The organism is Georgenia deserti, assembly GCF_042680605.1.
In the GTDB taxonomy this organism is placed as follows: Bacteria; Actinomycetota; Actinomycetes; order Actinomycetales; family Actinomycetaceae; genus Allobogoriella; species Allobogoriella deserti.
In genome coordinates, this window is the sequence record NZ_JBHUEE010000002.1 from 187,983 (window position 1) to 208,032 (window position 20,050).

A 20,050-nucleotide genomic window follows, 5' to 3' on the forward strand; every position below is an offset into this window, starting at 1 on the left:
ACGAGTGAAGCCTGCCCCCACGAGCCTGCCTGCGGGCCCGACTGTTACCGTCGAAGCGTGCGCGGGCTTCTCGGTCTCGTCCTTGCCCTGCTGTTCTCGGCGGGCGGCTGGACCGCGCTCAACGCCGGAGGCGCGGACCAGATGCGCGCCCTGATGACCGCTTCCTCGCCGCTCGAGGATTCGACTGCGGTGCAGCTCATCGCACTGTCCGCCATCCTGTTCGCCCTCGCGGCGGCCACCGGCCGCCTCTCCCCGACCGGCCCTCTCGCTGTCGGCGTGGCGCATCTGGCGGGGTCAACAGTCCTGCTCCTGTTCGGGTGGCCGGCCGGCATGCCGACCTCGCCGTACCTCACGTCCGTCCTCACGATGGGCCTCGGCGTCAGTCTCGGTGCGACGCTGACCGGCATCGGGCTCGGGGCACGGCCGCGGAGCGAGCGGCGTGGCGCCGGCGCCGTCATCGTCGGAATCATCTCGCTGCTCGCCGGCACCGCGGTCATTGCCGCCGGCGGATCGTCAGCGATCCGACAGGTCGACCTCGTCGAGCCGGCAGCGGTTGCACCGTTGGGGATGATGCTGGCGGGAGCAGCGCTGACCGTCGTCGGTGCCTCGACGGTTCGGCGTTCCCCGGGCGCGCTCATCGTGGTGGGGACGGTGCTGCTGGTGGTCAGCGGGGCGACCATGTTGGGCTGGCCGGACGTCGCCCGTGTGTTGATGCAGGTGGAGCCCGCTTCGATCGAGTGGCTTGGCTCCGGATTGATCGCAGTGATCGGCGCGACGATGTTGGGCGGCGGACTCGGGCTGGCCGGCCGGCAGGGTGAGCGCGCGTCGTCGGGCGACGAGGCTCCCGGACTGGGTGATCGGGTCGCGGAGCGGTTGGGCGACAGGGCGGCGATCGATCCGGCGCGGTCGGGAACCGTCGGGAAGTACCCGTCCCCGAACGCGCCGATGCCGGGGACGACGAGCATGCCGCTGCCCGGTACCACGAACACCACGGGCCCCGGTCGGACTGTGGGTCGGCGCCGCGACGGGTGAACTCGGGCGGGCGCCGGTACGGGACCCGCGCGCCGTCGACCGGTTCGCCTCGGTCGCCGACAAGGCAAGGCGCTGAGAGCCGGTCGCTTTCGACCGGTTCGCCTCGGCTGCGGACAGGCAGCGTGCTCAGGGCCGCTCGCTCTCCCCATTCCTGGCCGGCCCACAACGGGCCCCGATGGCCGACACATACCCGCGGAAACCGTATGGCTGCCGCCCGACGGGGATGGAAGCATGGAGCCATGAGCGCGACGACGGGTGTCATCTTCCTTCCGCAATCGCCTCCGGAGGACTTGCGCGGCGTGGTCGAGGCGGCGGAGCAGTCCGGGATCCACGAGCTGTGGCTGTTCGAGGACTGCTTCCTGGAAGGGGGTCTGACGGCGTCCACCGCGGCGCTGTCGTGGTCACAGAACCTCCGGGTGGCGATCGGCCTGCTGCCCGTGCCGCTACGAAACCCAGCCGTCACGGCGATGGAGATCGCAACCGTGGCCCGCCTGTTTCCCGGCCGCTTCGTGCCCGGACTGGGGCACGGCGTTCTTGACTGGATGCGGCAGGTCGGGGCGGGCGTCGAGTCGCCGATGACACTGCTGCGCGAGCACACCTCAGCCGTGCGGGATCTGCTCGCCGGCAAAACGGTGAACGCCTCGGGCCGCTACGTCCGATTGGACGACGTGGCGTTGGACTGGCCGCCGGCGGAGGTGCCCGAGCTTCTCGTCGGAGCCCGCGGACGCCGGACGGTGGCACTCGCCGGAGAGCTCGGAGACGGCGTGGTTCTCGACAGCGATGATGCCGCTCACGTGCGTTCCGTGCGCACACAGCTCGATGACGCTCGTGCAGCCGCGGGCCGCGACGGGCATGCCCGCCTCGTCGTCTACACCGGGACCGATCCGGCGCACGACCCGAGCGGCCTCGAGACGCGGCTGGCCGAGCGGTTCGCCCAGCTCACCGATGCCGGTGCGGACACGGTGGTCGTGCTGTCCACCGGCGACTCACCGGACCCGCGCCCGCTGATCGAGGCGATCGCGCCGTTGTTGTAGCCATGACCAGTCAGCGCGTGTACTGACGGTCCCCACCTCCTCCTGCGGCGTGCGCGGTCCTGCCCACGAGCACTCCCCTGCGACATGGACGCCCGAGGCGGCACGCACCGTCGGCCGGCGTGGCCGGACCAGCCCTGTTGGTGAACGGCCGCTGTGCAGGGGCCTGAGTGTGTGGACGAGCCTGCGTTCTCCGCGGACTCAGGCCATCAGTTCGGCGGCGACAATCTCGGTGCCGTCCGGTCGTCGGAAGACCCAGCGGCCGGAACGTCTTTCGATGCTGATGTGTCGTTGGTGGACGAGGTCATGGTGGTGCCAGCACAACAGGACCCCGAGCCAGACGGTCGTCGTGCCGACCTGGCTCCACCACCAGATGCTGTGGTGGATCTCGCCGTCACCAGGCGGCGCGTCGCACCCCGGGTACTGGCAGTGAACGTCGCGCGCGACGATCGCTCTGGTCTGGGCGGCGGTGAAGAGCCGCTCCTCGCGCCCGACGTCGAGGACTTCGCTCTCGGGTCCGAAGACCACGCGATGGATCTGGCTCGAACAGGCGATCCGAGCCAGTTCCGACGGCGCCAGCGGGGTGCCGTCCTCGTAAACGGCAGGCTCGAGTCCGGCCAGGACCGCCGGGTCCAGATCAGCGGTGATCACGCGCGACGGATCCGGGATGGCCGCTGCGCCGTCGTCGGGCGGAACCTCCGCACTGGCGCCACCGGACCGACTGCCGGCGAGACGGTCAGTCCCATCACCCTCGGCCGGTGGCTCCGGAGCACCGCCTGCCGGCGCCGTGGCGGAGATCAGGCCGTCCAGGGTCTCGTACGTCACCGTCACGGCGAGATGGGGGCGGATCCGTGCTCCTGGTTTGAGTGCGCCCGAGTCCAGCGCCAGGTGCGCCAGGCCGGCGAGCGCCTTGGCGCGCCGCTGCCCAGGGGTACGGCGATCGTCTGCGGCCGGCGTGCCCACACGCGCCTTGAGTGCGGTGAGCACAGTCCTTCCGGTGGTTTTCGAGAGCCAGCCTCCGGGCACGTAGCCGTCCGTGGTCTCGGCGAGGTAGAACTCTTCGCGATCGCTGTCCTCCACATAGGCGCGATCCGCAGCTTCCGGATCCGCACGATGGGACCAGTGGCGCGTGAGAACGGCGAACCGGGACGCATCGAGCCGCTTCGCCGAGTCGATGAGCGCTTCCTCACCGACGGCCTCATCATGCAATCGCTCCCGTTTCGCGGGGCTGTCGACGGTGTGGCGGGCCATAGCCGCCGAGTGATCTCCGCTGATCTCGCCGGCGGCCAGTGCGGCAGCGGTCACGGGAAGGTGGTCACGCAGGGCGCGTGCCTGGGCAACCTCGCGAGAAGCGGTCGACCGGTTCCGACCGGAGCGGTGGCGCCACCATGTGGCGAACGAGCGGGCGCCGCCGATGGCCCACATGCCGTCGGTTTCCACGCTGGCCAGGACGCTGCAGGTCAACGACTCGACCCTACGGCGAACCTGCTCGAGCTGGTCGAGCACCTCAACTCGCGCCTGGCCGGACAGCTCGTGCGGGTCCGTGCCGGTCACCGACTCCAGCGCGTCGAGCGCCCGCGCGACCTGGGCCCGCACCTGCTCCGCGCGGGGCTGCGAATCCCCCGGCGAAACTGGTCCGTGTCCCATTTCTCCACACATCCTGGCGTTGGCGGAATCACCGCTGCGGTCATTCCTGGTGCTCTCAGCCTAGGCAGTGCCACTGACACGGGCAGGGAGTGGCTTTCGACATTGTGGATAAGCTGCCCCGAAAGCTCCCTTGTGGAGAGCGCGGCGTTCTAGATCACGGCGGCGGCCGGCCGGATTCGGTGCCGATACACAGGCACCCGTCACAGGCGCACGCCGCACCGCGAACGCCCGACGAACCGGCGGAAGCAGCAGAAGCTCGCGCCGCCGGCCGAGGTCCCCGACAACGCAGACCGACCGACGTACGCGGCGACCGACCAGTGAACCGGTAGTCGATCGACAAGTCGGCACAACAGTGACAACTCGGCACAACAATGACCAGTCGGCACAACAGTGACAACTCGGCACAACAATGACCAGTCGGCACAACAGTGACAACTCGGCACAACAGTGACAACTCGGCACAACAATGACAAGTCGGCACAACAACGGTGGGTGGCCCGGGAAAGTGCTGTCAGGCGGCGTCGTCGACGTTCAACGGAAAAATGTGCTCGGCGACGGCCGCCCAGAGCGAGAATGCGGCGACGCCGTACCCGAAGGCGTGATATCGACGGCCCCAGCGCCTGCCGCCGCCCTGGGGGCCGGCCACCAGGGCGAGACCGCCGACGAGGTTGACGCCGCCCCAGACCAGGTTGACCCACCGATTCGACGCCTTGCCCGCCAGTGGCGTCATGTGCTGGTGGCCCGCCGCCGCGGTTGCCAGGTGCGGCAGGCTGTTGGCGCACAGGACGCCGGCCCCGAAGGACGTCAGAGTCTGTCGTTTCATGGTGCCGTTCTACCGCGCTCGCGCCCCGCGCGAGGCGGAATCAACACCACCCTCAGGAGGCCTCAGGCCGACTTCGCGGGGCCTCCGCCTGCGCGGCCAGGCGCTCGAGGGAGGCGCTGAGCATCTCCGCCGTCGTCGCCCGTGCCCGGGCCTGACGCTTCTCGTCCCGCAACTCGGACCAGTCATAGGTATGCGTGACGCGTGTGCGGGTGTCGTCGAGGGCCTCGAGCTCCCACCTCCACAGGTGCCCGGGCGGCTCTTTGCCGGGCTCTGCGGGCCGCCACGCGAGGCAGGAGCTCTCCTCGAACTCCACGACGTGGTTCTCGCGGTCCTGACCATTCGTCAGCCGCGTCGTGAAAACGTCCCCGACCGCACGCACCCGTTGACCGGGGGCCGCCTCCGCGAGGTTGTCGTTACCGTCCCACCGCGGCTGCTGAGCCGGGTCCGCGATGAGGTCGAAGATGAGGTCGGCGGGCGCATCGATGTCGCGGGTCGCCCGGACCACGCGGGAAACGTCGTCGGTTGCCATGGGCCCATCAAACCAGCCCAGGGTGGTGCGACGGCACCCACCCGCCCGACGCCGTCCCACGACCAGCTCCGGGCCGCGCGGCAGCCATTCACGCGGTCCGGAACGGCAGGTCGTCCGGGACCAGGTCGGCGTCGTCCTGGTAGGCCCGCATGGCGGAGGCCGCCTCACGGAAGTACGCGGACAGGTCACGAGCCGCAGCAACCGGGACTCCGACGTCGTCCAGGGCCACGTCGAACAGGCGCAGGCACGCCTCCTGCAACGCGTCACCCTCGCCGTTACCGGCGTGCAATCGCTGGACGAACGATTCGTCGCCGTACCCCGCGGTATACAGCGCCGGTCCGCCCAGCGCCTGAGCGAGATAGGCGGCCAGTCGTTCGTCGTGTTGGCGGTGGAGAGGGCGGGCGAACGGGTGCGCGGCCACCGGGTCCGCGAGGCACAGCTCGTGCCATCGCCTGACCACCGCGAGCAACGCGTCGAAACCGCCGACGTGGTCGTAGAGCGTGGCCTCCCCGGGCTCCTGAGTCGTCATACCCCGAGTCTGGGAGCGCAACCGGCACCCGTCTTGAACGAACCGGCGCACTACGGTGGTGCCGTGCCCGCCAGCACAGGTGCGCCATGACCGAGGCCCCGGCAAGAACCGCGCAATCCGGCAGGAACCGCGCAGCCCGGCCGGTTCAGCCGGTGCGACCAGTCCGGACGGGAGAGCCAACGGCCACGCGAGTGTGAACGACGCGGAAGAGGTGAGCGCCACGCACGACGACGCGAGCCTCGCGCTGCCCCTACCGTTCACCGGTCGATGGCGGGTGGAGAACAGCCCTTCCCGGCGCGTCCCCAGCCACGGCACCGATCTGCTGGGCCTGCGGTACGCCATCGATTTCGTGGGCGTCGACGACCGGCACCGCACCTCGCCGGTGAGGGACTGGCGCACCCTGATGGCCACCGAACCGCCGGAGCGATTCGTCGCCTTCGGCAGACCCGTCCTCTCCCCCGTCGACGGCGTCGTTGTCGCCACCCACGACGGCGAACCTGACCACGCGGCGCGACGGTCCCAGTTCACGCTGGCGGCCTACGCGCTCGGGCAGGCCTCGCGGCTTCGCCGTGGCATGGCCGCCGTGGCGGGCAATCACGTGATGATCCGCGACCGGGCAACCGGGTGGATCGTCACGCTCGTTCACCTTCGTGCCGACTCGCTGCGGGTGCGGGTCGGCGACGACGTGACCGCCGGCCACCCGGTGGCGGAGTGCGGCAACTCCGGAAACTCGACGCAGCCGCACCTGCACCTGCAGGTCACCGATCGTGCCGACGTCGGCTCGGCCCGGGCGGTGCCCGTACGGTTCCGCGACTTCCGCGAGTGGCCCCGGCGAGGCGCCGGGCCTCAGGAACGCCGTGTCGGTCTGCCGGGTGAGCGATCGGTCGTCGAGCCGCTGGGGTCCTGACCTGCCGGGCGGGTTCCCTGACCGGATCGTTCGGTGCCGTCGGCGCTGCCCGGCGCGGTTGCGAGCCCGGCCAACTCGGCGCTGCCGTCCCACAGGGCGCGGACGACGTCGTCGCGCCGGGCCAGTTCGGAGGGAGCCTTCCAGACCAGATGGCCCCGCCGCAGCGCGGCGTAGTACTCCTCGGCCGGCGGCCGGACGTCACCGAGCGCGAGATCGGCGAGTGCGCGCCCCGCGGCCGCGGGCGTGTTGAGCCGTGGTACGAGTACGCCGACCGGACGGCCGAGGACCCGCCACGCCGTGCGCATCGCACGCGGCATCTCGCGGGCAAGCCCGGTGCCGGGCGTCTGGCCCGGGCAGTAGGCGACGCCGACGAGGTCACGGCTGCGCAGCTGCGGCAGGACCTTGAGCGCCCGGACGGTGAGCACCGTGCACAGCTTGGACGCCGTGTAGGCACGGCGTCCGGCGACAGCCGGCCCGTCCGGCTCCGCGCCGCGGAACTGCTCCGGCTCGTGCTCCGGATGGGCGAGCAGATACGGGTCGGCGTGCCGGGGCAGCGGCAGGCCGGCCCCTTCCGTTGGGTCGTGGGTCCCGCTCGTCGTCGCGACGACGACGGCGCCCCGACGCAGGTGGTCCAGGAGCAGCCGGAGCAGCAGGTACTGGGCCAAGTGATTGACGGTGAACGTCGTCTCGTACCCGTCGGTGGTGCGTCCGTCAGCGTCCGGGCGCAGCGTGCCGGCGTTGAGCACCAGCGTGTCGATCGCGGCGCCGTCGAGCCGGTCGATCACCGTGGCGGCGAACGACCGCACCGCCTCCAGGCTCGCCAGGTCGAGGGGCACGGACTCGACGCCGTCGGGAGGAGCGTTCCGTGCCCCGAGGAGGAGGCGGGTCTGCGGCGCCGCCGAGATGTGGCGGACGGCGACCGCCCCGAGGCCGGACGTCCCACCGGTCATGACGATGGTGTTCATTCGGTGCCCTTCCCGCTCGGGGTCCGCAGCTCGCCGCGGCACCCGGTCGGCAGTCAGTCGAGCACGGAGACCGCGCCAAGCAACATGAGACTCGCCGCCGTACTCACGGTCCGCACGTGGGAGACTTCGCCCGATTCGATACCTGAGTTTCGCTACTTCAGTATCGTATGCTGGCAGCATGACACGTGTCCGTCAAGGGGGCGGCCGCCCGCGCGAGAGCAGGATCGACGCGGCGGTTCTGGCCGCTGCCCGGGAGCTGCTGGCAGAGGTCGGCTACGCCGGGGTGACGATGGACGCCACAGCGGCGCGGGCCGGTACGTCCAAGGCGGCGATCTACCGTCGCTTCCGTTCCAAGGCCGAGCTGATGTTCGCCGCAGCCGTGCACCGCGGTGAGGTCACCCCACCCCCGGACACCGGCTCACTCCGGGGCGACCTGCTCGCTCTCGCCCGCACGATCCGGGACGCCATGTCCTCGCCGGCGGCGCGCGAGGTCGCTCCGCAGGTGCTCACTGAGATCCGGCGGTCACCGGCGGTGTCGGACCGGCTGCGCGAGGTCTTCGTGACGAGCGAACGGTCGGAGATCGAGACGGTACTGGACCGCGCGGTCGGCCGTGGTGAGCTCATGCGCCGGCCGGACATCGCCACGGTGCACCGCATCCTCGGTGGTGCGCTGTTCTTCGGCGTCTTCGTGGTCGACGAGGACGTCGGCGAGCGCGAGCTCCACCAACTGGTCGCGGTGCTGTCGGCGGGCGTTGTGGCCGAGGTGAGTCCACACTTGCGCGCGCACTCTCCCGACATTTGACTGGCCGACATGGAGACCTCGATCACACTGACGGTCGACGGCGCCGAACGGACGGTCGACGTCGACCACCGCACCACGCTGCTCGACGCCCTACGGGACCGCCTCGGTGTCACGTCCCCGAAGAAGGGGTGCGATCACGGACAGTGCGGCTCGTGCACCGTGCTGCTCGACGGGCGCCGGCACCTGACGTGCCTGACGTTGGCGATCGCCCAGGACGGCGCGGAGATCACCACCGCCGCCGGACTCGCCGACGGCGACGACCTGCATCCGGTGCAGCAGCAGTTCCTCGACCAGGACGGGTACCAGTGCGGGTACTGCACGCCCGGCCAGGTGTGTTCCGCCGTCGGCATGCTGGAGGAGGTCAAGCAGGGCAGGCCGAGCCACGTCACCGAGGACCTCACCGGCGACATCGAGCTGACGGATGAGGAGGTCCGTGAGCGCATGAGCGGGAACCTGTGCCGGTGCGGGGCCTACCCGAACATCGTCGCCGCCATCCGAGAGGCTGCCCGATGAAAGCTCTGGCCCATGAGCACGCCACGGACGTCAGCTCCGCTGTGCGGACGGTCGCGAGCTCGCCTGACGCCGCCTTCCTCGCCGGCGGCTCGAACCTCGTCGACCACCTCAAGCTCGGCGTCACCGCCCCGAGCCGGCTCGTCGACATCACCCGGCTCCCGTTGGACACGATCGAGGAGACCGACGACGGCGGACTGCGGATCGGCGCCACCGTCCGCAACAGTGATCTCGCGGCGCACGCCGTGGTCCGCGAGCGCTATCCGGTCATGGCGCGTGCCCTGCTGGCCGGTGCCTCCGGGCAGATCCGCAACCAGGCCACCACCGGCGGCAACCTCTTGCAACGGACCCGGTGCGTGTACTTCCAGGACATCACGACGCCGTGCAACAAGCGTCAGCCCGGCAGCGGCTGCTCGGCCCGCGAGGGCTACGGCCATGACAACGCCATCCTTGGGGCGTCGCCGGAGTGCGTCACGGTGCACCCGTCCGACTTCGCCGTCTCCCTCGCCGTCCTCGACGCCACCGTCGTCACCGCCGGCCCGCACGGCGAGCGGCGATTCCCGTACGCCGAGCTGCACCGCCTGCCCGGGGAGCACCCCGAGCGGGACACGACGCTGGAGCGTGGTGAGCTGATCACCGCGATCGAGCTGCCCCCTCTCGCCCGTGAGATCCGTTCGACGTATCACAAGGTGCGCGATCGGGCGTCGTACGCATTCGCCCTGGTCTCCGTCGCCGCAGCCGTCGAGATGGACGGGCCGCGGCTCGCCGACGTCCGGGTCGCCTGGGGCGGCGTGGCGCACCGGCCCTGGCGAGCGCACCGCCTCGAGGAGACGCTGCGGGGGCAGGAGCCGACGCCGAAGGCGATCCGCGCGGCGCTGGACGCCGAGCTCGAGGCCGCCGATCCCACGTCGCAGGCGGCGTTCAAGGTGCCGATGGTCCGGCGCACCACCGCCATGGTGCTGCGCGACCTGACCGACGGGGGGACCCGATGAGCTCCGTGCCTGCCCTCGTCGCCGACGCCGTCGGCCGGCCCGAGCCACGGGTCGAGGGCCGACTGAAGGTCACCGGCACTGCGCCGTACGCCTACGAGGTCCCGGCGGCGGATCCAGTGTTCCTGCACCTGGTCACCTCCACCGTGGCCAAGGGGCGCATCACCCGCATCGACACCGACGCGACGCAGGCCATCGACGGTGTCGTCGCCGTCGTCGATCACACCAATGCTCCCACGCTGAGCGCGGACGGTGACCCGGAACTGCGCGCACTGCAGTCCGACCGGGTCGCGTTCCGTGGCCAGGTGGTGGCGGTCGTACTCGCCGAGACTCCGGATGCGGCCCGCGAGGGAGCGCGGGTGGTCGAGGTGACCTACGCCGAGGAGCCGCACCTCGCCGACCTGCGTGCCGACGGCCCGGAGCTGTACAAGCCGGACAGCATGCCGACGGTGCGTCAGGGCGATCTCGACGGCGCGATGGCGACCGCCGCCGTCACGGTCGACGAGGTCTACTCCACGCCGCTGGAACACGCGAGCCCGATGGAACCGCACGCGGTCACGGCGCGGTGGACCGAGGCCGGGTCGGACGGCGTGGTGCTCACGCTGGACGCGTCGACGCAGTCCGCGCACGGTACGGCACGCGCGATCGCCACGCTGTTCGGCCTGGATCCCGACCAGGTGCGGGTCCGTTCGCCGTACGTCGGTGGCGGGTTCGGCAGCAAGGGGATGCCGCACGTGCACGACGCCGTCGCGGCCATAGCGGCGCGGGTGGTTCCGGGTCGTGCGGTCAAGCTCGCCATGACGCGCCAGCAGATGTTCGCGCTCGCCGGCTACCGGGCCCCGACGATCCAGCGGTTCCGACTCGCGGCGGACGCCGACGGCCGGCTGCTCGGCATCGGCCACGACGTGATCGCCCAGAGCTCGACGGTCAAGGAGTACGGCGAGGCCGCCGCAGGCGTGACCGGGCACCTGTACGCCGCGCCGTCCCGGACAAGCGGATACCGGCTCGCAGCGCTCGACGTCGCCGTACCGACATGGATGCGCGCACCGGGCGAGATGCCGGGGATGTTCGCCCACGAGGTGGCGATGGACGAGCTCGCCGCCGCCTGCGGGGTCGACCCGATCGCGTTGCGGGTCCGCAACGAGCCGGAGACGGATCCGGTGTCGGGCAAGCCCTTCGCGAACCGACGGCTCCTCGAGTGCCTGCGCGCCGGCGCGCAAAGGTTCGGCTGGAGCGGACGCGATCCGCGGCCGGGCACGCGCCTGGACGGGGACTGGCTCGTGGGGACCGGTGTGGCGGCGTCATCGTTCCCGTACCTGCGTTTTCCCGGTAACCGTGCCCGGGTGCGTGCGGACGGCGAGGGCCGGTTCACGGTCCAGATCGGCGCCGCGGACATCGGCACGGGCGCCGTCACGGTGCTGCGGCAGATCGCGGCGGATGCGCTGGAGCGGCCGACGGCTGCCGTCGCGGTCGAGATCGGGGACTCCTCGCTGCCGTCGGCGACGGTCGCCGGGGGATCCTCGGGGACCGCGTCGTGGGGCTCGGCCGTGGTGGCCGCAGCCCGCCGGTTTCGTGAGGAGCACGGCGACGCTCCTCGGCCGGGCGTGCTCAGCGAGGCCGAGACGAACGCCGATGAGGCGGCACAGCGGTACGTCATGTACTCCTTCGGCGCGCAGTTCGCCGAGGTGCGGGTGAACGTCTGGACCGGTGAGGTACGCGCCGCGCGACTGTTCGGGATGTTCTCCTCGGGTCGCATCATCAATCCGCGCACCGCCCGCTCGCAGTACATCGGCGGGATGACCATGGGCCTGGGGTCGGCGCTGCTGGAGGGTGGGGTCATCGACCCCCGGTTCGGCCACGTGGTGACCCAGGACCTGGCGAGCTACCACGTGCCGAGCCACGCGGACCTGCCGCGGATCGAGGCCGAATGGCTGGACGAGGTTGACGAACTGGCCAACCCGATGGGCGCCCGGGGCGTGGGTGAGATCGGCATCGTCGGCGTCGCCGCCGCCGTCGCGAACGCCGCCTGGCACGCCACCGGTATGCGGGTGCGGTCACTCCCGCTCACCACCGAGCAGTTCGTGGACCTTCCGGGCGACCTGCCGGCACTCGCCGGACATCCGGCGGCGTACGCCTGAGGCTGCCCTGCGGGGCTCAGTCGCCGTCGGCCGGGGCCGTGCCGGCCTCCCCCGGCGCCCTGGCCTCCCGCAGCAGCCGGACGGCGCGCGGGCCGACGCCGTGCAGTTCCAGCAGCTCACCCAGATCCGCGGGCAGGTCGCCCACGGTGCGATAGCCCGCCGCCAGCAGCGCCCCGGTGGCGGGCCGTCCGATCCGCACGCCGTCGAAGACGGGCCCGCGGTCCGCCGCCGGGTCCTCATCCGTGGCGCTCACGGCCGGGCCCGACCGAGGTAGGCGGCGAGCCGCTCGGTAGGTCCGGCGCCCGGCCGCGGCTCGACCTGCTCGCCGAACGGCATGCCGGGCCCACGGACCTCGTCGCTGACGGCCTGCTCGGCGAGCGCCTGCGCCCTGGCCACGACCGCCGGGTCGGTCTCGGACTCCTGCCCCGTGGCGACGGCAAGGTCCCACCCATGGGCCACGAGCTCCATGAGGAAGCCGCTGAGCGCCACGTGACCCGGGACGGGGCCGTACGGTGCGGTGACGGTCGCGGTGAGAAGCGCGTCGTCGGCCCAGGCGGCCCGCGCCTCGGCGGCTCCGGCGGCGTACTGGTCCGCGAGGCGGCCGGGGTCGACCGGGACCCGGAACGGCCGGTCGTGCGGATTGCCACCCTCAGCCACGGTGCGGAGCTTGTCCGAGACGGCATTGAGATGCTCGGTCAGCGCGCGCACGTCGAACTCGGTGCACGGCGTGGGCGCGTCGAGCTGCTCGTCCGAGGTGTGGGCCAGGAGCGTGGTGATCCACTCGTGGGTGGCGGCGATGTCGGCACGCGTGTCGGTGATCTCGCTCATGCCCCTCAGTGTGCCGACCTGCGCAAGCCGTGGTGCCGGAACGGGTGGGCCGGGGCCGCCGCTACGGCCGGTGAGCCGGGTGTCGTGAACGGAGCCGCTCCACACCCGGGCCGTCGAGGTCGGCGAGGGCCACCGTGCGCCCGCTGATCGCCATCGCCAGCGCCTCGCTGGGTCCCTCGACGTTTGCCCCCGTCCCCCAGGACCACTGCTGATCGGTCGCGGTGAGCCGGAGCCCGTCCAGCATGCCGTCCGGCACGACGCCGCGGGCGGCCTGCTTGCTGGGCAGCCAGTCCAGCACCATGCGCCAGTCCTCCAGGGGCACGTCGGTGGGCAGGCCGAGCGGGCGTGCGCAGTCCCGCAGGTGGATGCAGCCGTCCGCCATCTGCCCCATCGGCCCGACGCCGGGGGCCGGCACCCGGGCATCGGCCCGCTGCCGGAGAATGGTGGTCAGGTCCCCCACCGGCCGGGCGGCCAGCTCGGCGGCGATGGCCTCGCTGGCCGCGTGGATGTCGCCGCGGGCACGGACAGTGCGCCACGCCAGACCACCGAGGCCGACGACGAACGGCATCGTCATGTGCCCGAGGACCTGACGGACCGTCCATGCTCCGCACAGGCTCGGCGTGGCGAGCTGCTCGCCGGTCAGGCCATCGAAGAAGTCGGCGAGGCGGTGGCGGTTGGCGGCGGTACGGTCGGCGACGTCACTCATCGTGGTTCATCGTGCCAGGTGAGGACGGCCCTGGTAGCGGCTCGCGCACAGACCGTCCGCCGCCGCGTCATCGCCCCGCCGCTCACCGGCGTGCACCCGGCGACCGTCGCCGCGGTGTCCCGGCTCCGCTGATCGAGGCGGGTCCGAACCAGCCCCGGAGGATGAGGACCAGTGCTCCGCCCGACAACACACCGTCCACGATCCCGGCCGGCAGCAGGAAGACCATCAGCACCAGCGTGACCAGGCACATGATGGTGGTCAACGCCAGCCCCCAGAGACGGTCGCGCAGGACGGCGACGGCTCCGACCAGACGCAGCCCGCCGAAGACGCCGCTCATGACCATGAGCAGGTACAGATTCTCCTGGAAGAACGGCACGACGAACTCGAACCGTTCGCCGACGGCTTCCTCGTCGACACCCGCGATCCGGAGCACCGGGAGGGCCAGAAACACGCTCAGTTCCATCAGCACGGCCTGCCCGAGCTGGAGCCACGCGGCCAAGCGGAATGCCGGGCTCGCTGTGCGGACCTCCGCCTCCGGCGCCACTTGTCCACCTCCGCCTTGTCCGCTCATGCCTGCGCGGCCGCGGGACACGCTCGACCGGCCGGGTACCGGTGGCTGCGTCGTCGCCGCTCGTGGATCAGGAGCACGGCTCCCACCCGGGGAGCACCTTCCCGCCGTCGGCTGCGCGGGTAGCCGGTACGGTCGAGATCCACCCGGTAAGCGTATGCGGCACCCGCCGGTCCGACCGGCAGAACCACGGCACTGTCGCCGCAGCGCGAGACTCGGGGTGACACGACAGGAATGCCCATGCCAGCCACACCGACCTTCGAGAGCGTGCTCGAGGCCGCCGACGACGGTGCGACGCACCGGGAGGTCGAACGCCTCCTGCGTATGGCTGACTGGACGCCGTGCGGTGCCGGGGACTGGGCAGTCGCCTTGGCCGCGCCCGGCGCCGACGTCGTCGCGCGCATCAGTCCGTTCGATCCCGTGGGGCCGTACACCGCCCGCCTCTACGAGGAGGCAGCCGCGACGGGCCTCACCCCTCGGCTCATCGCGCATCGGCGCCTCACCGGTGGTGGTGATCTTCAGGTGATGGAACGGCTCCGGCCGGTACCACCGGTGCAGGCGACGGAGTTCCTCGGCCGGCTCGGCGACGGCGAGCAACGGCTCGGCGGTCTGGGCGCGATCGTGCGCCGGATCCACGCCGAGGCGCTGAGGGAACTGCCGTGGTGCGGCCCGCTGGACCACAACCCCGCCAACGTGATGCAGACCCGCGACGGACGACTCGTCCTGACCGACCCCTACTACGCGGACGGGCCCGATCTGTACGCGACGGCGGCACGCGACCCGGATGCGGTGGTCGCCGCGATCCCCGAGCACCTTCGCCGCTACATGACGGAGATCCCGCTCGCCGAATCCGGCCCCTGGGACCCGCAGGAGCAGGCTGCGATCCGGGAGAACCTGCGGCTGGCGGACGAGCGTGCGCGGTGGGCATGAGCGGCTCACTCGGGCGCGATGAAGAAGTTGTCGCGAAAGAGGCCGGTCGGGTCGTACTCGCGCTTGAGACGCCGCAGGCGCGTGAGATGTGCGGGTGGGAAGGCCCGCTCGACGGGCGCGGGGGTGCGCGTGTCGAAGCTCAGGTACATCCCGTCGGCGTGCTCCTCGACCCGCTGCCAGGCCTCAGGAAGGCCCGTCGCCGCGCTGCCGACGGCCACGATCGAGAAGTTCGCGTCACGCCAGCCGTAGGCGGTCTCGTCCGCGGGCACGTCGGCCACCGCGCCGCCGACGGAGCGGATCTGGAGCAGCGGGGCTGCGCCGCGGTCGACGATCTCGGCAAGCGCTCGGGTCATGTCGGGGTCGAGGTGGTTCGCGAGCGCCGAGCGGAACGTCGGCTCCCCCTGGCCACGCTGCGGTTCGTCCGCCGGGAACGCGCCCACCACGTCGTCGTAGGACCCCATCGTGACCCGCTGATCCACGAGCGGACCGAGCTGGGCGATCGGCTGCAGATGGCCGATGAGCTGGTCCGGGTCGTCGCTGTCGACGACGAGCATCGCCTGCCCGACACGCTGCCCACCCTGCACTGTCGACAGCGCGACCTGACCGCTCACGGCGCGGTCGGCGTTCTCCATGAACTCGCCCCACCGCGACAGCAGATCCGCGGTGTCGGTGGCGTCGAACACGAACTGCGCGAAGCCGACCTGGCCCACGCGCGCCGCCTCGAACTCGAAAGCTGTGACGATGCCGAAGTTCTGGCCCGCGCCGCGCACAGCCCAGAAAAGATCCTGGTTCTCCGACGCGCTCGCCCGCCGCAGCGTCCCATCCGCCAGCACGATCTCGACGGCGCGCAGGTGGTCGATCGTGAGGCCGTGCTCGCGCGCGAACCACCCGATGCCGCCTGCGGTGGCGAGCCCGCCGACGCCCACGCCGCCGAAGTCGCCGCTCGTGATCGCGAGACCGCGGGGCGCCAGGGCGCGTGCGACGTCGATCCATCGGGCGCCCGGTCCGACGCGTACGCGCCCCGACTCGGCGTCGAGGATCGCGACGTCGTTCATCGCACTGACGTCGATGACGAGACCGCCGTCGTTGACCGACCGGCCGGAGACCCCGTGGCCCGCGCTCAGCACGCCGAGCGGCACCTCACGCTGCGTCGCGGCGAACGTCACCGCGTCCTGCACCTCGCCGACCGCTTCGGGCCTGAGGACGAGGCCCGGCCGGCCGCCGCGCAGGTACGTCGAGCGGTAGCGCCCGTATGCGCGGTCGCCGGGCTCGATCGTGCGCTCGGTGAGCGACGGCGGAACGGCGTCGTAGTCGATGCCGGGCCGACGCTGTGCCAGGGCGGCCGCGCCACGCACGCGCCCCGTGACGGCCGTGCCGCGAGAAGCACGTTCGTCGCCGACCATCTCGCGTACGGCGGGCACGATCTCGCCGGCGAAGCGTTCGAGCGTCCGTTCGTCGTCGCCCATGACGATGAACGTGCTCATGCCGTCCTCGAGCGCGAGCCGTGCGATCTCCTCCGCGGGCAAGTTCGGCTGCAGGTTGAGCAGGCGCGTGATCTCGCGTGGGTCACGCCCGGCGTCCTCGGCCGCGGCGTCGATCACCGCGTTGCCACGGGCGAGGTCGCCGGGCTGGAGATAGGGCAGGCTCGGTAGCCAGCCGTCGCCCGAGCGCCCCGTGAGCCTCAGCATGCGGGGCTTGTACGCGCCGATCCAGATCGGGATGTCGTGCGCGGGAGCCGGGCCGCGTTTGGCACCGGCCACACGATGGTGGTCGCCGCCGGCTCGGGCGCCCCCGCGCACCGACGTGTCCCAGATGGCTCTGATCACCTCGATCGCCTCGTCGAGCGCCTCGACCGCCTCCCCGGGCCTGAGCCGCCGTCCGCCCATCGCCTCGATCGCCTCCCAGAACCCGCCCGATCCCAGACCCATCGCGACGCGCCCACCCGACAGCAGATCGAGGCTCGCCGCCGAGCGCGCCAGCACGGCGGGCTGCCGCAGCGGGATGTTCAGCACGTTGCCCGAAATCTGGATCCGCGACGTCTGCGCCGCGACCCATGTCAGCAGCGTCCACGTGTCATGGAAGCCCGGCTGATACGGGTGATCCTGGAAGGTGACGAGGTCGTACCCCAGGCGTTCCGACGCGATCGCGAGGTCGACCGGCCGCTGGGCGGGCGCATTGGTCGGCGTGATGAACGTGCCGAAGCGCAAGGGGTGGCCGTAATCGGGCATGGCTCAAGCGTCGACCTTCGCGACCCGGATCTCAAACGAGGGTGAGCAACTTATGATGGATAAGTGACTATCGCGCAGAGTCTGCACACCATCGACGACGAACGTTGCCGCCTGGCGACAGCGACGCTCGAGCACATCGGGAAGCGCTGGACGGGCGGCATCCTGCTCGCGCTCGGGCGGGGTGCCACCCGCTTCCGCGAGATCCTGCACCTGGTGGACGGCCTCAGCGACCGGATGCTGTCGGTGCGGCTGCGCGAGCTCGAACGCGACGGCCTGGTCACCCGCGCGGTGGAGCCGACCATACCGGTCTCGGTGCGCTACGGCCTCACCACCCGAGGCAAGGGGCTGCTCGCGGCGATGGCGCCGCTGGTGGCGTACAGCGAGCGGTACGCCACCGACTGAGGTATCTGGCGCGCCGATTCACTCGGCCCGTCGATAGTGCATCGCGACGGCGCCGTTGCCGAGTGGCTCGGCCGAGATGAGGTCGAGGCGCCGGGTGCTGGGCAGTCCGTCCGCGTACAAGGTGGGGCCGTGACCGGCGATCATCGGGTGGACGAGGAAGCTGTACTCGTCGATGAGACCGAGTCGGTCCAGTGCTGTGGCAAGTCTGCCGCTGCCGACGAGCACTCCGCGGGGCGTCCGTTCCTTCAGGTCCTGCACGGCCGTGCCTAGGTCACCGGCGAGATGGTGGCTGTTGGTCCACGGGAAGGCGCTGCGGGTCGAGGACACGACGAACTTCGGCTTGGTCTCCAGCTTGAGTGCCCACTCGCGCATCGCCCGAGGCGCGTCGACGTCGCCGCGAGCCACCGCCGGCCAGTACGCCTCCATCATCTCGTAGGTGGTGCGGCCCCAGAGCATCGCGCCGCTGCCGTCCATCAGGCGAGTGAAGTGCGCATGCGTCTCGTCGTCGGCGATGCCTTCCGCATGGTCGACGCAACCATCCAGGGTGACGTTGAGGCTGAACGTCAGTAGACCCATGCCATGCCCTTCCCTCGGCCGTCCTGGGCCCGTCGTCGGCGACTTCGCCCAGGCAGTCATCATCGGGCATGTGGTGAGTTCCGTCAGCGCTTCGCGGGGATGAGCGCAGCTGTCGCGTCGGCTGCGGGGAGCAGCAGGTGCGCGATACGCGAGCGTTCCTCATCGTCCTCATCATCCTCGTAGAGGTCGGTCAACAGGTCCCGCACCAGCCCGCCGAACGTGTCGAATAGCAGCCACCGCAATGAGCGAACCAAGCACTGTGGCACGCCCCCTGATACGGACACCGCCCCAGCCACCTCGTGCCGAAACGACGGGGGGCTGTGTCCCTCGACGGGCTCGCGACGAGTCACACGTTGAAGCGGAACTCCACCACGTGCCCACACATAGGGCTATCACGCGGGACAGGTTCGATCTGGTGACGGCGTCCCGGTCAGCCTAGGTTGACCGCTCCCTGCCAGGCGTCTCGACCAGCGGCCTTAGTAGTCCATGTTGTCGATCATGGCTTGGCGGTAGGCATACGCGTCGACCAACTTCACAAGGTCGCCCTCAGAATCGAGACAACCTGCCACCTGTTCCGTGAACTCCCGGTCGAATCGGACGTCGAGTCCAGAGTCGATCCACTGCATTGCGTAGGGAAAGGTCTTGGATACGTAGGCGTCGATCTCGTCGAACAGAGCGAAGACGCCTTCGACGTCGGTCTCCGACACCGAGTGGAACGAGAACAGCGGGCTGTCGCGGATGCTGGACAGCCCAACTGGCAGCGCACCGAGACTCGGCGTGTGCAGATAGACGGTGGCACCGTGGCCCTTCTCGAAACCTCCGTGCGAGTACGGGTTCCGCCACCGCTCCACTACCTCGGCCAGCCGCTCGCGCAGCCGCACCGCCTCCGGGTCCGAGTGGCCTATCACGCGCCGCCACTTCTCGCCCCACCGGTCCCCAATGATCTTGGTCAGATCGTCCTTGCTCGGGTCGAAGTTGAGGAAGGGCAGAGCCAGCACGAGGTCGTGTTCCAGCGAACTCAGGAAGGCCGAGATCGCAGCCACGAGGTCGTGGGAGGCGTTGAGCGCCATCACGTTCTTGCCCAACAGGAACGTCGACCACTTGCCAGTCTCGCTCTCTCCACTCTCGTGCACGTCCTCGACCACGTCGGGGTTGGTGGCCCGCGCACGGAAGTAATCGTAGGCGCGGCGCAACTGCCGGTGTTGGTTCACGACTGTGACATTCCCGGCGTTCAGGATGTCACTCGCCGTCTCGACCAGGAGCGCCTCAACAGTCCTGACCGCTGACACCAACTTCTTGCGCATCTCCGCCAACAAGTCGCCCGCGTGTTCTTCAGTGAGGTCACCGCCGATGCGCAGGCGGAGGCCGAACTTCTGGTGAGCGAGCTCGCAGGGATACCCCTTATAGGTGAATATCGTCCACCACGCCACCTTCTCTCCCGGCCCGTTGTGACGGATGCCGATGAGAGTCAGAGCATGCCGGAGCAACACCGGCAGCGGTGCCTCCTGAGGAGACAGAGTCACCGTGTACGACGGAAAGTCATAGTTGCGTTCCTCATGCGGAATCGGCTGGCCGAAATCACGCAGTGCACTCTTGGACAGTCGTTCCCCTGCTGCCTCTTCTGAAGTTGACACCCTCTGAGGATGCCACCAGGCATTCGAGAGTTGGGAACATCCGTGTCCCAGGCCCGCGCCGTCCAGTGAGCTTGAGCCAGACGCCCTCCGAAGCGGAACCCGACCAACGTCGCCGCACGGAGAATCTCTTGATGTCTAGGGTGCAGAGGCCGCAGAGGGGCGCGTTGGTACTCGATGCCCACTAGGGCGCTACACACATCTGGCCCCCATCTTTCGGTACGACTTCGAGGACGGCTGCGACGCGTAAGGACTGGCATCTCAGCCGAGCGGCACGAA

General features: G+C 70.6%; 22 protein-coding genes. 9 read left to right on the plus strand and 13 right to left on the minus strand.

Annotated elements, in window-relative coordinates:
* Window positions 1-57 precede the first annotated feature (57 nt).
* Window positions 58-1,032 (plus strand): hypothetical protein, encoded by a 975-nt coding sequence (locus tag ACFSE6_RS04520; RefSeq protein WP_388002638.1) that lies wholly within the window; start codon window positions 58-60, stop codon window positions 1,030-1,032.
* A gap of 239 nt (window positions 1,033-1,271) precedes the next feature.
* Complete coding sequence (locus ACFSE6_RS04525; RefSeq protein ID WP_388002641.1) at window positions 1,272-2,066, plus strand: LLM class flavin-dependent oxidoreductase; 795 nt, start codon at window positions 1,272-1,274, stop codon at window positions 2,064-2,066.
* A gap of 198 nt (window positions 2,067-2,264) precedes the next feature.
* Here ACFSE6_RS04525 and ACFSE6_RS04530 read toward each other — a convergent pair whose 3' ends face one another.
* The 4 genes from ACFSE6_RS04530 to ACFSE6_RS04545 form a co-directional block, all read right to left on the minus strand.
* Entirely contained in the window at window positions 2,265-3,659 is a 1,395-nt protein-coding gene (locus tag ACFSE6_RS04530; RefSeq protein WP_388002644.1) for an HNH endonuclease signature motif containing protein, read from the minus strand.
* Window positions 3,660-4,221: 562 nt separating this feature from the next.
* Window positions 4,222-4,533, minus strand: a complete 312-nt coding sequence (locus tag ACFSE6_RS04535; protein WP_388002647.1) for a hypothetical protein — start codon at window positions 4,531-4,533, stop codon at window positions 4,222-4,224.
* 52 nt (window positions 4,534-4,585) lie between these two features.
* Window positions 4,586-5,062 carry an SRPBCC family protein gene (locus ACFSE6_RS04540; RefSeq protein WP_388002650.1) on the minus strand — a complete coding sequence of 159 codons (477 nt, stop codon included), beginning with the start codon at window positions 5,060-5,062 and terminating at the stop codon, window positions 4,586-4,588.
* An 88-nt stretch (window positions 5,063-5,150) separates the two neighbouring features.
* Window positions 5,151-5,591: a globin domain-containing protein gene (locus tag ACFSE6_RS04545; protein WP_388002653.1), complete on the minus strand. Its 441-nt coding sequence runs from the start codon at window positions 5,589-5,591 to the stop codon at window positions 5,151-5,153.
* Window positions 5,592-5,802: 211 nt separating this feature from the next.
* Between ACFSE6_RS04545 and ACFSE6_RS04550 the strand changes: the two genes are divergently transcribed.
* On the plus strand, window positions 5,803-6,498 hold the full coding sequence (locus ACFSE6_RS04550; protein ID WP_388002656.1) for a M23 family metallopeptidase: 696 nt from the start codon (window positions 5,803-5,805) through the stop codon (window positions 6,496-6,498).
* Here ACFSE6_RS04550 and ACFSE6_RS04555 read toward each other — a convergent pair.
* Window positions 6,438-7,463, minus strand: coding sequence for an SDR family NAD(P)-dependent oxidoreductase (locus tag ACFSE6_RS04555; RefSeq protein ID WP_388002659.1), 1,026 nt, complete (start codon window positions 7,461-7,463; stop codon window positions 6,438-6,440). The two genes, ACFSE6_RS04550 and ACFSE6_RS04555, sit on opposite strands and share 61 nt — an antisense overlap.
* Window positions 7,464-7,641: 178 nt before the next feature.
* Here ACFSE6_RS04555 and ACFSE6_RS04560 point away from each other — a divergent pair, with 178 nt between their 5' ends.
* From ACFSE6_RS04560 to ACFSE6_RS04575, 4 genes are read left to right on the plus strand one after another with little or no spacing between them, the layout of a single operon-like run.
* Entirely contained in the window at window positions 7,642-8,265 is a 624-nt protein-coding gene (locus ACFSE6_RS04560; RefSeq protein WP_388002662.1) for a TetR/AcrR family transcriptional regulator, read from the plus strand.
* A gap of 9 nt (window positions 8,266-8,274) precedes the next feature.
* Complete coding sequence (locus ACFSE6_RS04565; RefSeq protein ID WP_388002665.1) at window positions 8,275-8,778, plus strand: 2Fe-2S iron-sulfur cluster-binding protein; 504 nt, start codon at window positions 8,275-8,277, stop codon at window positions 8,776-8,778.
* A complete protein-coding gene (locus ACFSE6_RS04570; protein ID WP_388002668.1) occupies window positions 8,775-9,767 on the plus strand; it encodes an FAD binding domain-containing protein in 993 nt (330 codons plus the stop codon). The genes ACFSE6_RS04565 and ACFSE6_RS04570 overlap by 4 nt, the downstream gene beginning before the upstream one ends.
* Window positions 9,764-11,902: a xanthine dehydrogenase family protein molybdopterin-binding subunit gene (locus tag ACFSE6_RS04575; RefSeq protein WP_388002671.1), complete on the plus strand. Its 2,139-nt coding sequence runs from the start codon at window positions 9,764-9,766 to the stop codon at window positions 11,900-11,902. The genes ACFSE6_RS04570 and ACFSE6_RS04575 overlap by 4 nt, the downstream gene beginning before the upstream one ends.
* 16 nt (window positions 11,903-11,918) lie before the next feature.
* Here ACFSE6_RS04575 and ACFSE6_RS04580 read toward each other — a convergent pair whose 3' ends face one another.
* The 4 genes from ACFSE6_RS04580 to ACFSE6_RS04595 form a co-directional block, all read right to left on the minus strand.
* Window positions 11,919-12,155 carry a DNA-binding protein gene (locus ACFSE6_RS04580; RefSeq protein ID WP_388002674.1) on the minus strand — a complete coding sequence of 79 codons (237 nt, stop codon included), beginning with the start codon at window positions 12,153-12,155 and terminating at the stop codon, window positions 11,919-11,921.
* On the minus strand, window positions 12,152-12,730 hold the full coding sequence (locus ACFSE6_RS04585) for a TIGR03086 family metal-binding protein (RefSeq protein WP_388002677.1): 579 nt from the start codon (window positions 12,728-12,730) through the stop codon (window positions 12,152-12,154). The genes ACFSE6_RS04580 and ACFSE6_RS04585 overlap by 4 nt, the downstream gene beginning before the upstream one ends.
* 61 nt (window positions 12,731-12,791) lie before the next feature.
* Window positions 12,792-13,436 (minus strand): maleylpyruvate isomerase family mycothiol-dependent enzyme, encoded by a 645-nt coding sequence (locus ACFSE6_RS04590; RefSeq protein WP_388002680.1) that lies wholly within the window; start codon window positions 13,434-13,436, stop codon window positions 12,792-12,794.
* 82 nt (window positions 13,437-13,518) lie between these two features.
* Window positions 13,519-13,980, minus strand: a complete 462-nt coding sequence (locus ACFSE6_RS04595) for a hypothetical protein (protein WP_388002683.1) — start codon at window positions 13,978-13,980, stop codon at window positions 13,519-13,521.
* A gap of 264 nt (window positions 13,981-14,244) precedes the next feature.
* Here ACFSE6_RS04595 and ACFSE6_RS04600 point away from each other — a divergent pair, with 264 nt between their 5' ends.
* Entirely contained in the window at window positions 14,245-14,934 is a 690-nt protein-coding gene (locus tag ACFSE6_RS04600; RefSeq protein ID WP_388002686.1) for a hypothetical protein, read from the plus strand.
* Between the two features lie 5 nt (window positions 14,935-14,939).
* Here ACFSE6_RS04600 and ACFSE6_RS04605 read toward each other — a convergent pair whose 3' ends face one another.
* Window positions 14,940-17,162 (minus strand): LLM class flavin-dependent oxidoreductase, encoded by a 2,223-nt coding sequence (locus ACFSE6_RS04605; RefSeq protein WP_388002689.1) that lies wholly within the window; start codon window positions 17,160-17,162, stop codon window positions 14,940-14,942.
* A gap of 63 nt (window positions 17,163-17,225) precedes the next feature.
* Here ACFSE6_RS04605 and ACFSE6_RS04610 point away from each other — a divergent pair, with 63 nt between their 5' ends.
* Complete coding sequence (locus tag ACFSE6_RS04610; RefSeq protein WP_388002692.1) at window positions 17,226-17,564, plus strand: winged helix-turn-helix transcriptional regulator; 339 nt, start codon at window positions 17,226-17,228, stop codon at window positions 17,562-17,564.
* Window positions 17,565-17,582: 18 nt separating this feature from the next.
* Here the strand turns inward: ACFSE6_RS04610 and ACFSE6_RS04615 are convergent, their stop codons facing one another.
* The 3 genes from ACFSE6_RS04615 to ACFSE6_RS04625 form a co-directional block, all read right to left on the minus strand.
* Entirely contained in the window at window positions 17,583-18,140 is a 558-nt protein-coding gene (locus tag ACFSE6_RS04615; protein ID WP_388002695.1) for a dihydrofolate reductase family protein, read from the minus strand.
* 83 nt (window positions 18,141-18,223) lie between these two features.
* Window positions 18,224-18,382 (minus strand): hypothetical protein, encoded by a 159-nt coding sequence (locus ACFSE6_RS04620; RefSeq protein WP_388002698.1) that lies wholly within the window; start codon window positions 18,380-18,382, stop codon window positions 18,224-18,226.
* Window positions 18,383-18,616: 234 nt separating this feature from the next.
* Window positions 18,617-19,774, minus strand: a complete 1,158-nt coding sequence (locus ACFSE6_RS04625) for a hypothetical protein (protein WP_388002701.1) — start codon at window positions 19,772-19,774, stop codon at window positions 18,617-18,619.
* Window positions 19,775-20,050 lie beyond the last annotated feature (276 nt).